The organism is Pseudobacteriovorax antillogorgiicola, from assembly GCF_900177345.1.
Taxonomy (GTDB): domain Bacteria; phylum Bdellovibrionota_B; class Oligoflexia; order Oligoflexales; family Oligoflexaceae; genus Pseudobacteriovorax; species Pseudobacteriovorax antillogorgiicola.
Genome location: NZ_FWZT01000003.1, coordinates 46,189 through 59,225, shown reverse-complemented (window position 1 = coordinate 59,225; position 13,037 = coordinate 46,189). Strand labels below are relative to the sequence as shown.

Annotated in this window: 11 protein-coding genes; 8 read left to right on the top strand and 3 right to left on the bottom strand. The window is 43.2% G+C overall.

Annotated elements, in window-relative coordinates; genetic code table 11:
* Window positions 1-47: 47 nt before the first annotated feature.
* Window positions 48-1,142: a DUF3626 domain-containing protein gene (locus B9N89_RS04775; RefSeq protein ID WP_159455147.1), complete on the bottom strand. Its 1,095-nt coding sequence runs from the start codon at window positions 1,140-1,142 to the stop codon at window positions 48-50.
* Window positions 1,143-1,446: 304 nt separating this feature from the next.
* Between B9N89_RS04775 and B9N89_RS04770 the strand changes: the two genes are divergently transcribed.
* The 8 genes from B9N89_RS04770 (at window position 1,447) to B9N89_RS04735 (ending at window position 8,493) form a co-directional block, all read left to right on the top strand.
* Window positions 1,447-2,223 carry a TauD/TfdA family dioxygenase gene (locus B9N89_RS04770; protein WP_159455146.1) on the top strand — a complete coding sequence of 259 codons (777 nt, stop codon included), beginning with the start codon at window positions 1,447-1,449 and terminating at the stop codon, window positions 2,221-2,223.
* A gap of 97 nt (window positions 2,224-2,320) precedes the next feature.
* Complete coding sequence (locus B9N89_RS04765) at window positions 2,321-2,749, top strand: hypothetical protein (RefSeq protein WP_132316301.1); 429 nt, start codon at window positions 2,321-2,323, stop codon at window positions 2,747-2,749.
* Window positions 2,746-4,083 carry a phenylacetate--CoA ligase family protein gene (locus B9N89_RS04760; protein WP_132316303.1) on the top strand — a complete coding sequence of 446 codons (1,338 nt, stop codon included), beginning with the start codon at window positions 2,746-2,748 and terminating at the stop codon, window positions 4,081-4,083. The genes B9N89_RS04765 and B9N89_RS04760 overlap by 4 nt, the downstream gene beginning before the upstream one ends.
* Window positions 4,084-4,332 carry an acyl carrier protein gene (locus B9N89_RS04755; protein ID WP_132316305.1) on the top strand — a complete coding sequence of 83 codons (249 nt, stop codon included), beginning with the start codon at window positions 4,084-4,086 and terminating at the stop codon, window positions 4,330-4,332. It begins immediately after the preceding gene.
* 52 nt (window positions 4,333-4,384) lie between these two features.
* A complete protein-coding gene (locus B9N89_RS04750) occupies window positions 4,385-5,866 on the top strand; it encodes a class I adenylate-forming enzyme family protein (protein WP_132316307.1) in 1,482 nt (493 codons plus the stop codon).
* Window positions 5,867-5,934: 68 nt separating this feature from the next.
* Window positions 5,935-6,624 (top strand): cupin domain-containing protein, encoded by a 690-nt coding sequence (locus B9N89_RS04745; protein WP_132316309.1) that lies wholly within the window; start codon window positions 5,935-5,937, stop codon window positions 6,622-6,624.
* 4 nt (window positions 6,625-6,628) lie between these two features.
* Window positions 6,629-8,197, top strand: coding sequence for a pyridoxal phosphate-dependent aminotransferase (locus B9N89_RS04740; protein ID WP_132316311.1), 1,569 nt, complete (start codon window positions 6,629-6,631; stop codon window positions 8,195-8,197).
* 47 nt (window positions 8,198-8,244) lie between these two features.
* Window positions 8,245-8,493, top strand: coding sequence for a hypothetical protein (locus B9N89_RS04735; RefSeq protein WP_132316313.1), 249 nt, complete (start codon window positions 8,245-8,247; stop codon window positions 8,491-8,493).
* A gap of 96 nt (window positions 8,494-8,589) precedes the next feature.
* Here B9N89_RS04735 and B9N89_RS04730 read toward each other — a convergent pair whose 3' ends face one another.
* A complete protein-coding gene (locus B9N89_RS04730; protein ID WP_132316315.1) occupies window positions 8,590-10,425 on the bottom strand; it encodes a hypothetical protein in 1,836 nt (611 codons plus the stop codon).
* A 15-nt stretch (window positions 10,426-10,440) separates the two neighbouring features.
* On the bottom strand, window positions 10,441-12,777 hold the full coding sequence (locus B9N89_RS04725; protein ID WP_132316317.1) for a hypothetical protein: 2,337 nt from the start codon (window positions 12,775-12,777) through the stop codon (window positions 10,441-10,443).
* Window positions 12,778-13,037: the final 260 nt, after the last annotated feature.

The following is a 13,037-nucleotide window of genomic DNA, read 5'->3' as shown; positions in this document are numbered from 1 at the left end:
GTATTATGCTCTTGTCAAGGTATACAAAGTTGAATCTGTCATGGGGATTAATCTTTACTAGGTTCCTGAAAACCAGATCCAAACCGAACTAAAATATGCCAAAGATATTTTATCGATTGTAGTGGGTCGTAAGCTCCAAAATCACGAATGACCTCATCTTTTGATAACCTATGCTCTCGACTAATCCAGCCAAAGTCTCTTGCTGAAAGGGAACCCTTGGTGATCTTTCTTGCCAGAGTTGGCATAGCATTGCCGCGAAAGTTATCTGGAATTTGATCAATAGGAAGCTGAAAGCCTTTGTGCCAAAATAGGTCGATATTAAATTGCTGACTAAAAAGATCTAGTAGTGGAGCTGACTCCGAATATTGAAAGGATCTGTCGCAAACAATTGCTAGGACATCAGTCTTGATGTCAATATCACAATGAACCTGAGCTTCAATATAATGATCGAGATTGCTGCTGTTTGCTTGCATAAAATAGCTGTCATCATAGGACGACATAAGCTGTTTATCAATCATTGATAGCGCTTCATGGACCCTTATATTTGATTTACCTACACAATGCTCGCGGGTAAAAATCTCTGTCAGTAGCTCGCTCACGAGGCAATGCCATTGATTACCACTGGCTCTACCTTTTGGGATGAGAAATGAATCTAAGAAGGTAAAGCTTGCGTATTGATTCATATGAGGTTTAAGCAATAGGTAACACGAACCAAAACGGGGTGCGGGTCCGTCTGGAAAGAATTTCAGATCCAGTGCTCCATATTTGGGTCGTGATGAAGGAAGGGATCCTTCGTAGGCGCCATTGAATAGTTTGTTTTCAAAGCTATACCTAGCGCCTCCTGAGTGTGCGGTGACACCACCGTTGGAAATGCCAGTTTCGAACTGGCTTTGGTAAGATCCATCATTGAGAAGCCCTTCTATCACTGCAAGAGATCGCTTATCGAGTCTATCTGGGTGGAAGTGAAGAGCGATACAGGCTCGGGTCTGTAGTTGAGTGATGAACCGTTCTATATTAGTGAAGGAAATATTCGCCATGTTGGAAATATGCTGCAGGATATCGATTGAATCAGCTTTCTTTTCCTCAGCATAATAGCGCACCGCCTCCAATGCCTGCTTTTGGCAGGTTTCCAATTGCTTCATCATCGTCCCCAAAAGGTGTGTAGCAAGATCGCGACCTTAAAGCTTTACTACCTAAGTTTCGTTCGAAAGTCACTAAACTGTTTTCTCAACTTAGTATTCTGTGTACCCAAATTGAGTACAGAAGGTGAACATCTTTCTAAATAAAGCCTAGCTTTGCTGCCATCCTCATCCTACTTTGCACTTGTTGATTCAGAAAGATGAAAAGATGAGTTTGCTTTTAAGCGAATAAGCTATTCCTTGAAGATGGTATCAGATGATCACTGGAAACTATAAATGTAGCTCGTTATCGAACCATGAAGCGAGAATGCGAATACTGACTAGAACCACAGCAGAGCGTATTCTGAATCAGGATCTGAAGATCCTGGATGCAGGAATGAGCAGAGTAACAGAATTTAAAACTCTGCTCCATAAACAAGGTGTTTTGCTTTTGAACTTAGATAAACCCCCTAGTACTCATGAATTGATAGAGTTTGCTCAGGAATGGGGAAGTCCCATTGAAGAGTTAAACCCTAGGGTTAAAGATCATGTATCTCAACGATATGTTCTGAATATTCGGAACAGCTTATCCAGCACTAAAGATTTTAATTTGCAGCCTTTCTCTGGTGACTTCATCACGCTACATACAGAGTCATCGGCGAGTCCTGATTCCTTAAAACCGAACTACCTCATGCTCTATTGCAAGGATTCATGCTCCAACAACTCAGCGTATACTCTCTTAAGACCGGTTTTAGATGTCTTAAAAAATCTATCTGAAGCGACGAGAGGTATCCTTTCTCAACTTCAGTATGATTATCCGGGTACTAGCTGTATCTTAGAAGGAACACATTTAGCATTTCGCGACTTCTATCTTCAATCTATGCCCTGGAGATACCTAGGCAAAGATATACGTAATCCTGAAATCATTAATCAAGCTATTGAAGAGCTAGTATTCAATATGTATCGACAAGATCCTTTTTATCTAAAGTGGCAGAAGAATCTACTTTTAGTGATCGATAACAGACGGTGGATGCATGGTCGGACGGTGTTGGCGAGATCTGATAAAACTAATACTAGACATCTAATGCGAATAAAAATGCGCTGATCGAGGACTAAACGTGAATCTAAATTGGTCAAGGGCAACAGATCCTCATCAGATACATAGATTATTGATTGAAAGTGATAGATCACTGTCAAGTGTAATGAATGGTACCCCGAAACGCCGCTTTGAATCAACTCGCAAGCGTGTTGAAGAAGGGGCGGTATACCTTCTTGAAAGTGAAGACGAATGGCTGGGAAGTTTTACCTTAACAACCTATCCAGTATTCAACCAAGATATGGTTTCATACTTTACCAAACTCAATAATCCAATGTACTTAGGCCGCACTATTGTCAATCCTAGGCTTTCAAACATGGAAAAATGTTTTGTCACGATGCAGTGCTTTCGGAAATCATTCAAGCTTGCACGGGGGTTCAAATCTGAGACGGTAAGAACTGAAACCCGAGCAGTGAACAGAAATTTTACAGAAATCATGCTTGAAGTAGGTTTTAGGAAGATATACTCATCAGAGATAGATAAAAAGATGGTTTACCTTGAAAGACGAATAATCGATGAAAGAATGATGACATGAATAGGCTTGCGCTGAGTGATTTTTTAAGTGATTTTCGTCACTATGTCTTTCATTTGAACGAATATCGCGAACTTTTAGGTCTGCAAGATAGTATGCGGAAAAATCTTACAAAGTTCTGTGAGAGTGCGAATCAGATAGTAGGCGATCAATGGTTAAAGCATAGATCTGAAATGGCTAATGTTAGTTCTCTAGTGAGTGCTTACCGATCAGTAGAATGGCACAGTGAGAACTACCGAGAGACGATACCATTCACAAGCAAAAAAGATCTCAGGGAAAATATCGCAGCATATCTTAATCCAAAGTATTCGAGAGATCAGTTGTGGCTGCGCCCCACTTCTGGTACCACTGGCAAACCTCTCACGAGCTACTATTCGCCTGAATTTTTTATGGAGTTCCAGGTCTATATACTAATAAAGTTTGCTGTCAGGCTAGGGATTTTAAATGAGTCAATCTTATCGCGGGATGTTTTCTGCGCGGCATTACAAGGTGGAGATAACTTTCCAAACCGAGTTTGGCCGTGCCCAGGAGATATTGTCGGCCTCATACTTCGTCCAACAATTCGCGATCAGGATGAATTGAGTCTTAATCGATTCTTTGAAGTTGTGGAAAAAAGACCTCCTGCGATTATTTCATCATCTCCTCGCATATTGAAGTACATTGCAGAGAGAGCAAGTATATCGCAAAGAGCCTCATTTAAAGACGTTGCAGGCTTTATTTCCTGTTCATCAGAGCTTTCAGATGATCTAAGGCAATTTATTGAGTGTGTTTTTGAGACTCCAGTCTATGATTCTTATGGGCTAAGTGAGGTTGGTCCGGTAGCCATCGAATGTCACCTCAAAAATAGTATGCATATACTGCATGAACAAGTTCTGGTTGAAGTTGAAAGGAGCGATGGTCTGGTTGCACAAGAGGGCGAGGGAGAGATTTTAGTCTCGTCGGTCTACAACGATGCCATGCCTCTACTTAGGTACCGAACAGGTGATATCGGCACCGTTGAGTATGGTGAATGCAATTGTGGATTTCAAGGTTATAGCATCAAGAAGCTCGACGGCCGTGTCCTAAAGAATTTTAGGTTCGGTTCTTTCGAATATTCTCCCAAAGGTCTTGGTAATCTAACAAGCTTGTTTCCCATCGACGAGTTTAGAATATCGCAAGTTGAGTCGATGAAACTATTGGTTGAAGTTCAGTATGGGAAGCGTACTGATGGTCTCCTCCAGAAAGTTGAAGACTATCTTAAAGACCGCATGGAATGCGAAGTCCATATCGAGGTTCAGAGAGTGGAGTTTGATGAAGTTAAGAAGCATTCTAGGTATCAGTTTCTGGAGGGGCTTTAGATGCAGCAACAGATTATAGATATTGTAGATCGAGTCATAGGGGAGCGCCCTGAATCTTTATCTGCGAACGATCTTGATAGAGATCTTACTAGTGTTGGTATGACATCACTAAAAATGGTGAGGTTCATAAGTTTACTAGAATCAGAAATGGGTATTCGTTTTCCTCTAGAGACTTTGCACTCTGACAATTTCAAATCAATCGCTAGTGTGGTAAATATCATTGAAGACTTGCAAAAACGATCTGTTTGATTCAGATCTTCGAAAGTGTGACTCACATATCCAAAGGCTAGGCTCACAAACTATGGCCTCTCTTTTGGAAAATCGACTTCTGGAAAACGAAAATGGAACATTCATAACTATATTGGATGAACATCAGACAAGGTCTGTCAGTTACTCCGATTTATACTGGGGATCTTTGAGAGTTGCTGCATGGCTAAAGCCAATGTTGAAGGACTCAAAGCAGGCTTTGGCAATTATGCCCCATTTTGATTCAGAGTCCATCTACACTATATTCGCTGTCATGAGACTTAATGTACCGATTCTATTTATTGACCCGAAGACTCCTCAGGCAAGGCTTCGTGAAATCACATCTAAATTAAGAATTCGTCATATACTATGTTCTAGAGATGTTGATACTTCCGGAGTGGAATGTAGTTTGATTCGTATCCCTGCCATTGATCAGCTAGAAAAGTTTGTTGAACCTCGGCTAGATACAGAAGATCAAGATAAGGACTGTTTCTACTTCGCAACTTCTGGATCTACAGCGAGTTCTAAGATAGTTGGTCAGAGTATGCGACAGAGTCTGGCAAATGCTGAAGGGCTCAAACAATGTCATAGTTTGGAAGGTAAAAGGATTCTAACTTGTCTTCCGCTACATCATGTCAATGGCTTTCACTTTACGGTATTGGGAAGCTTCTATTCTGGGGCCCACAGTATCTTATTGCCAAAATTCTCCCTATTTGGCTATATCCATGCAGTCGAAAAGTTTGAGCCTGATATTGGTAGTGTAGTTCCTAGTATATTGGAAGTTCTAGCCGAGGCTCCAAGCTCTACGCAGCTCGATAAGTTGGGCTATTTCGTAAGTGCAGCTGCACCCTTGTTTCGGGTCACCGCTAGGAAGATATGGTCGCGCTATGGGAAAAGAGTTTTGCAGGCCTACGGCCTTTCCGAAACTATAAACTTTACGACAATGATTCCTCCTAATACCTCTCAAGAACAGTATGAAGACCTTATTCTTGAAAACGAGATTCCGTCAATAGGTACAGCAATCAGTGGAGTTGATGTATTTATTCTTGATAATAGTGGTAGAGAGCTAGGGCCAAATACGATTGGGGAAATATGTATGCGAGGACAATCGATTATGAACGGCTACTACAAAAATGACATTGAGAATAAGAAATGTTTCACAGCTGGCTATTTCCACAGTCAAGATTTGGGGTACTATACCCTAGACGCACAGTCCGGCAAAAAATTTATTCACATCACTGGTCGGGTAAAGAATATCGCGAAAATCGATGGTTTTACGGTGTCTCTGGAGGAAATCGAGCACTTGCTGAGGAACAGGGTTGATTTAGATGATGTAATTTGTGTTTCTGAAAGATCGCAGTCCGGTGTAGATAAAATAACTGTTCTATATGTCTCTAAAAATGAAATTGATAAGAACACTTTCGAGAAAGCGCTAGAATCCTACTTTCCCAAAAACGTATATCCCAGCCTTTATAGGAAGGTTGATAGGATTCCCAGAACTCCAACGGGAAAGGTCTTGCGAAGGCATTTGATGTAGCGTTCACCTAAGTCTGAAAAAAATGATCCTCTCTTAGCATAGTTAATAAAATCATAGGAAGCCATAGGATGAAGCAGATTCGAACATTGAAATCGACCAAAGATGAAGAAGATATTAAGGCCCTATACAAAGCTCACTACTGGGCTCCTGGAGAGAGCGACATCTTTGAAGCCCCTAGCGATCACCTCTATCATTTCTCTACCTATATTGGAGAGCACACTATCACTGTCGAAAAAGGTGATTGCGTCTATTTGCTCGATGATAAGAAGCAGAATGTATCGGTTCATAAAGGGCCTAAAAAAATTACATCATCCCATTGGGGAATTGTAATCCGGGGGTTCATGCCACCAGATCAGACTGTTTCAATTGAGGGACTTCCCCACTTGCCATATGTTAACGGTTGCTCAACTAAACAGTTAATCTATCCACCTAGACCAGGAGATCCAACCCTCCAATACTTAAATATTCCCGCCCATAGCGCTGAACAGGCTCACCACATTCATTCCACTGTGCGTGTGGTCTATGTTTTAAAGGGTAAAGGGGTGAGTATAGTTGGAATGGAAGGAAAGCAGCATCGAGAAGAGCTGATTCCTGGCAAGGTTTGTATCCTAGAACCTATGTGCCCACATCATTTTGAAACACCATTTGACGAGTCACTGGTGGTTATTCCACTACATGTATTTTCAAGTGCATCAAGCTTTGAGAACCAGCATCCAATGTACAGTGGGACTTTCCTCATGAATCAAGGTAGTAGGTGAGGAGATGAATAACTATCCAATATTATTTGGTAATATTGAGTTTGACGACCCGGGCAGAGATCAGAATTTCGAATGTGGTGGTTTGAGTGCTCGTGAGTCTAAATCATACTTTGATTCCAAAATATTCGATCCTAGCATCGATGAAGCGACTCTTGAGATTTTCAATCGAGTTGAAAACCCCGAAGACCCTATACAGCTAAGAAATATGTGGCGATCACGGGTCGAAGCAGAATTGGGAACGCGCTCCCGCTATCAGCATCTGCAAGGCCTCTGGCGAGAAAGTCGCTCGAAGAGAGATCTTGATCCTCAATGGGTTTTTAGATCTCGATCCACAACCAAGCTTGTTAAAGAACTGTTTAATATGTTTTTTAGGGACGAGCTTTATGGGGATTTGAAAAGTGATGATCATATCATCCTGTCTAATGGCTCAGTAAATGAGGAGTTGTGGGGGCTGCCTGATGTTCTTAAGCAATGTATCACTTATGCATTGGACAGGGATTGGTACGGCTATGCTGATAGTTTAGGAAGAGAGTCAGCTCGTGAAGCACTCGCCAGATACGAAAATTTTCGTGTCAGAGGTGCAAACTACAGTGAAAGAAACTTCGCAGTCAATATGGGAGCAACCTCAGGTGTAAATGCCCTAGTTGATTTTTTGACTATGGGTGGACATCAGTTTAAGGAAGATTCTCTCTGTGGAATACCAAACTATCCTCCCTTAGTTGAATCAATTGCACGTCGAACTAGTGTGAGGTTAGTTCCTCTTAAGTCTCAAGATGGTAGAGTTCTGGTCGACTCTCTCATTGAAGCGCTGAGCCCTGATACCCCATTGGTGATGATACAAACTGTGATCAATCCCACGGGAGCATGTATTGAGGAAGAGGATCTTGCTCGGCTGATTGACGCGACAGATCCTTCTACCATAGTGATACTCGACGAGTGCCACGAATGGGCCGGTGAGACCAAAGCTCTGTGTCAGCAGAGATCGCGAGCCAATGTCGTTAGAGTTTCAAGTGCATCGAAGCAATGGTCGGTACCCGGGTTGAAACTCGGATGGATTATTGCTGATGAAGATTTGATTCGATCCTACTATGAGCATGCGTCTACAAGCTATGGGTGCCCGCCATCTATATTTTTTACGTTACTAGAGGTTATGATTCGCTTTGAACGATGGATTCTCGAAGGCACTTATTCACCAGGAATTCATGAACTCAATGAGTTTGAAGATTCCTATGGCTTCTCGTTGGATCATATTAAAAGAGCTTTTGATTCCTATCAAAGTCAACGCAATATCCGAACAGATACAATTCTAAATCTAAGGGATTTCGCTACTTGTCAATTTAATGAAATGGGTGCGGAAGTATTCAAACCCAGGTACTCAATCAATATCGCCTTTGAGATGAGCCGTTGGAACGATTCTTATCATTGCTTTAAGGAAATTTTAGAATTATCAGGAGTAGCTCTATTCCCTGGAATCCTGACATTTTGCTTCAAGGATGCAATTATGAGGTCGACAGTTTCAATCGATATCAACGAACAAAAAAGAGCGTTTGATAAGCTACGTGTTGTAATTTAATTTTATCTTCCAAGCATTGGGCTTGGATATAATGTTATGGAGTAAATATGAAAAAGAACAAACCTTCACTTCTAGCAGCTACTAGTCTACTCGCAGCAGTAAGCCTCTCATCAGCAGCCCATGGTGGTTGTCCGATGAGTGTTGATCCTGGTCCCATCACTGAGAACCCGTCAGAGCCAGGAATATCTGACATCTTTGATACTCTTGTAAGCCTGGGGATGGGTGTAGGCGATAGCACTGATTCTCAAATTGTAAAGGATAAGGATAAAACTGCACCTGGATTGCTTTGCATCTAAGCTCAGCGTTGCCCTAGGCTGTTTAAATAGTATTTTAAACAGTGCCTAGGGTACGTCACACATGGTAGAGCTAGCTTATGAATGCACGATTCTAATTTACTTGCGAAGCAGATCCTTAGCACTTAGATAGCGACCAATATGCTGCTTAATGTCAGTATTGGTTTCTCGATGAAACGCTTCCACTAAAGCGTTCTTAGCCACAGTTTCAGATTTAGCGGAACCGAGCCAATTAACTAGCTGAGTTTTTACCTTCTTAGACGTTTCCTTTTCAAGGGATTTTGCCCCTGCTGCCAAAGCTTTTGGTGACTTGACTTTTAACGTATGTAAGGCTTCAACCATAGAGAGTCTAACGTCTGGGTGAGGTTCCTGATTCAGAGACTTCACGATTACCGTTTCTCCGACAACAGGCTCCATATTTCGATAGGCTAGGGCTGCACTGGCTCGAATGCTCGGTTGCTTGTGGTCCAGTCGCTTTCTAAGATCGTTATCGAACTTATTGTCACCACTATTACCAATAGCATCGAGTACATTGACTTCTTCACTCACGCCTTGAGCGTCATCGAGACGAGATTTTAGGTAAGTCTGAACAGTTTGAGCGACTTCTTGATGTTGGGCACGACTTCGATCCCCGATGGACCCAACTGCTAACAGGCTTACTACAGATAGCATCCTAGAAGAAGAGTCGGTCGCATAGTTCATAACCAATTGGGTTACTTCTAGCGAGGGTTCTCCATGGTCAGCGAGAGCAGAAATCGCCTGAGCTCGATCAAGTTCTTTGAACTGACTGTCCTCTACAACGGCAATTAGGACTTGCTTAGATTCTGTAGTACCCGCTAATTCTAAGGCGAGGAACACAGCTGGCTTTTCATCTTCTGAAAACTCCTGCCTCCTCAGTGCTTGAAGAATCTTAGACGTTTCTTTCGGGTTTGTTCGAAGCCAGTCTGCGAGATGCTCTGCGCTATTGATGTAGTCCTTTTCATCTCCCTTTAACAAACCAGAAAACTTCTCCCTAATCTCTGAAAAGGTGATTTTTTCTAGGCCTGATACAGGGCCTTCCTTCTCTTTCTGATCAAGGCTATTGGGCTCTCGGAAGTCGAAGTCGTTTACTGCTAGAACGGTATTGCTAGCAATTTTGTATAGATCTGGATTCCTTGCGAGTTGATAGGTCATAAGTAAATCGATTTTTTCTTGTTCAGCGGTATGGAGGACCATACTCATGGTGCCAGTGACCTGAGCCCACCACGTTCCGCCAGGGTCTAGGATGGCTTCTCCCTGACTATCAAGCACGCGAAAGCTGACGCCAAAGTAGTGTTGCATGTCCTGGGTTTCGTAATTTTTTCCTATGCGAATGATTTTGTACTTTTGCTCAAGGGGGCGCGCCTCATATTGAGCTAAATAGTAACCGACGCTATCTTTCTGCCTCACATTCCAGATTTTGGTGGTTTGATCAGCTGGCAGAACGAATTCAAGTGTTTTTAGCTGAGACGCAAGAAACTGCCTAGTAGAAGCTTGCCACTCTTTTGGAAAACCTAGTTTATGAATTCGGCAATCGCTGCCAATTCGCATCACGATGCCTTCATTGAAATTGCCAAGGATTCGTTCTTCTGGATGGGTCAGGTCCTGCTTTAGCTCCAGATCGCCGAAGCGAAGGTGTAGGTCGGCGTAGGTTTTATGATTTTCAATCACATCCAAAGATATTGTCATCCGGAGGAAGTCTTCTGCACTGGGTTTAACTTGAGAATTATTAGCGGCAACTTTTGACTCAAATCGGAACGCACTACGGTCACCCTTTGAAAAATTGCAGATGAGTTGCCCTTTAGGTTTCGGTTGAATCTCATTATTTTTGGGGGGGAACTCAAGAACCAAGAATCCAATTGCGACTAAAATCACAATTGGGATGGTATATGCGATGTATTTCGTAGCATCTCTCATGGCTTTCCTCCCTAGCTACTCCAAGGCCACCGTTTCCAAACTTCTATTGAGTAAGGTCATACGAAGTGGGCGGGTTTGGTAGCGGTAGACGTTTACGGTAATTGTGACTCTAAAAAAGAAAAACCGCAATCTTGCAAAGGCATCGATACGAACCTCCAGCCACCTTGTAGAGGTCACCCAAAGGGCCTTACTACTGATAAGGCTTTGGCCAGCTTGATTCTGAGCCCAAGCTAGGGATGCCGTGAGTGGTAGTGTGGTTGATAGGATGCGAACTCTCGCCACAATACCGGCACTTATGGGGCCTAGGCGAACTCCTCCCCTAATACTAGCATTGAAGGAGAACGAGGGCTCTGTTTTGGCACTTAGAATGGCACAGCGATTTAAACTACTATCCGTGACAAGGTGCTCTTTACACAGGGTTTGGTCGGTTGTTGCGGTGAGCTCGAAATCAGCTGTGATCCCCATGTTTCCACCAACGCGAGCCTTCAAGAACAAGACTACCGGGCCAACAGGAACTCGCAGGGTCGGGAGCTTTAAGGCTTTGGCTGCTCTAAACTTTTGATCTTCCTTCTTGCTCTTTTTAGCTCTCCCACTCTCGTCTGGAGTTTCATCATTCGGACTACTTTCTTCCACATAATTGAATATCCGTTTGCCAAAAGCATCGACTCCCACATGAGTCTTTACGATATCTTCGGAGAAAGTGTAGCTTTGGTTGGCGAAGGCCTTTGATATCGTAACGGCAAATCTTCGGCCAATATTCCCAACCACTTTGGCTGACGCTGTATTTTCGCTACTAATGGTCTCTAAATTCAAAGTGTTATTATTGCGAAACTCGGATCTGAGGGCGACGCGATTAGAATTGCCTAGGTTTCTTGCCAAGTCTCGCCCAAGCTCCGCTTCTGAGGCTCCCAGTGTATTTGCTTCCCTTTGGATTAGAACTACCTGAATGGTCTGGCAATCATTGATATTGAATTCACCTTGATTTCCGTCTTGCTCGAAAGAAGCTTCAAAGCAGGACTGAATCGTAAAGTCCTTTTTGCCAGCCCAAGGACCTCCGGCACTGACTGCTGCTAGAAGATCTCCCTCTATATGAAGCTCATGAGAGAATGTATTTTTTGTGCCTGGGTTTAGATTATTCAAAGGAGCTGCGGCTAGTCGTTCTCCACTTTCGTCGGCGGGATTGCTAACTGTGAGAGCTAAGAAACTACTTTGGTCATCTGTAGGCGCCATTGAAAATCTTATCTCGGCTGATGAGGGGAGGGCATCTAAGCTCGCGAGCTCTTCCTCACTCTTATCAAATGTTAGGTCTTCTTTGATACCTGGGATCTCCTGCTCGTCCTCGGGTCGAACTAAAGAGCGGTCAATATTAGTTACATAAGGATCACGTCCGTTGAGTATGAAAACTGATTGAACCACGACGGCAGCTTGTAAGTTCTCAGATTGCGAGCCGTCGTTTATCGCAGCGACTGAATCGACAACCTCAGACTCACTGTCCCCGGCTAATTGATCCAATTCCTGGCCTGTTTCTTCGGGGTTAGCATTGGGATCTGTGGTTTCAGTCTCATCGATTGGTTCTTCTTGAGTCAGCGAAAAACCAGACTTTCGTAGGGATGTCGAGTTTGGTGTGAATACTGCCACAGAGGACTCTGAGGTAAAGCTCGTATAGCGGATATCCACAGCAGTTTTACCATCCACGACTGGTAGGGCGCGAAGCTCTAACTCATAGGAACAGCCGATACCTGGATCTTCAGCATTGGGGTCAAGTGTTTTCCGGCAGAGGGCATTATCCTCTTGACTTGCTAGCTCTGGAGTAAGAGTTAGCTCAGGAAAGTCGAGTTCCTGGCTATCGGTTCCTCCTGAATCGAAACTGACTCTCATATGCATTTTTTTGCCTTCTGGACCCACGAACCCGCATTGGGTGGTAGGCCATATATTGGCTTTGACCACCTTCTCTTGACCATCTCCCACTACATCAACAACGATTGCGTTGGATGCGCAGCCCTTCACATTGTCAGGGTCTTCCGGCTCTGCTTCGATAAATGAAAATAGAACAGGAATATCTTTTCTCCCAGGATTGGCGTTGTCGTTACTTTGAGCTGTGAGCCCAAATTCTATGGGAATTGTATTGTTTAAATAAAATGGCTGCGAAAGATCGTAGAGGACATTCAGGTAGGTCATTCGCACTTTAGTGAGGCGAAGTGCTTCTTCTGTGACTGCTTCGGCTGGCTGACAAACATCGTTGAGTAGGACTTGGTCGTCAGGGCAAGGAGACGAGTCGCTGCCACCCCGATCACAGCTTATAACCAATGCTGTGCTGAGCAGAGAGACTGATAAGAGATGATAAAGATGCATAACAAGTCCTGTGAATGGCATTCTAGAAGCCTTGGCGTTGCTTAGGGGTATCGGAACCCATCAAAAGATTCTTCTTCCTTTTTGGCAAGGATTAAGGAGCTTTTGGAGCCCCTAATAGCGGATGATCGTGTCTTGTTTGATATGATAGATCCCTAACAGCTTACTAATACGATGGAAAGGCAGGAAAGAAGGGCACTCACTAAAAACTGATGAAAAGCTTTTATGGGAGTATTAACATAAGTGTTTCTACGATGGTTGAA

What these genes read in the sequence shown, in the direction of transcription:
- B9N89_RS04735 (WP_132316313.1), top strand. Translation starts at nt 8,245, where the DNA reads ATGAAAAAGAACAAACCTTCACTTCTAGCAGCTACTAGTCTACTCGCA.
- B9N89_RS04755 (WP_132316305.1), top strand. Translation starts at nt 4,084, where the DNA reads ATGCAGCAACAGATTATAGATATTGTAGATCGAGTCATAGGGGAGCGC.
- B9N89_RS04730 (WP_132316315.1), bottom strand. Translation starts at nt 10,425, where the DNA reads ATGAGAGATGCTACGAAATACATCGCATATACCATCCCAATTGTGATT.
- B9N89_RS04765 (WP_132316301.1), top strand. Translation starts at nt 2,321, where the DNA reads ATGAATGGTACCCCGAAACGCCGCTTTGAATCAACTCGCAAGCGTGTT.
- B9N89_RS04725 (WP_132316317.1), bottom strand. Translation starts at nt 12,777, where the DNA reads ATGCATCTTTATCATCTCTTATCAGTCTCTCTGCTCAGCACAGCATTG.
- B9N89_RS04760 (WP_132316303.1), top strand. Translation starts at nt 2,746, where the DNA reads ATGAATAGGCTTGCGCTGAGTGATTTTTTAAGTGATTTTCGTCACTAT.
- B9N89_RS04770 (WP_159455146.1), top strand. Translation starts at nt 1,447, where the DNA reads ATGCGAATACTGACTAGAACCACAGCAGAGCGTATTCTGAATCAGGAT.
- B9N89_RS04740 (WP_132316311.1), top strand. Translation starts at nt 6,629, where the DNA reads ATGAATAACTATCCAATATTATTTGGTAATATTGAGTTTGACGACCCG.
- B9N89_RS04745 (WP_132316309.1), top strand. Translation starts at nt 5,935, where the DNA reads ATGAAGCAGATTCGAACATTGAAATCGACCAAAGATGAAGAAGATATT.
- B9N89_RS04775 (WP_159455147.1), bottom strand. Translation starts at nt 1,142, where the DNA reads ATGAAGCAATTGGAAACCTGCCAAAAGCAGGCATTGGAGGCGGTGCGC.
- B9N89_RS04750 (WP_132316307.1), top strand. Translation starts at nt 4,385, where the DNA reads ATGGCCTCTCTTTTGGAAAATCGACTTCTGGAAAACGAAAATGGAACA.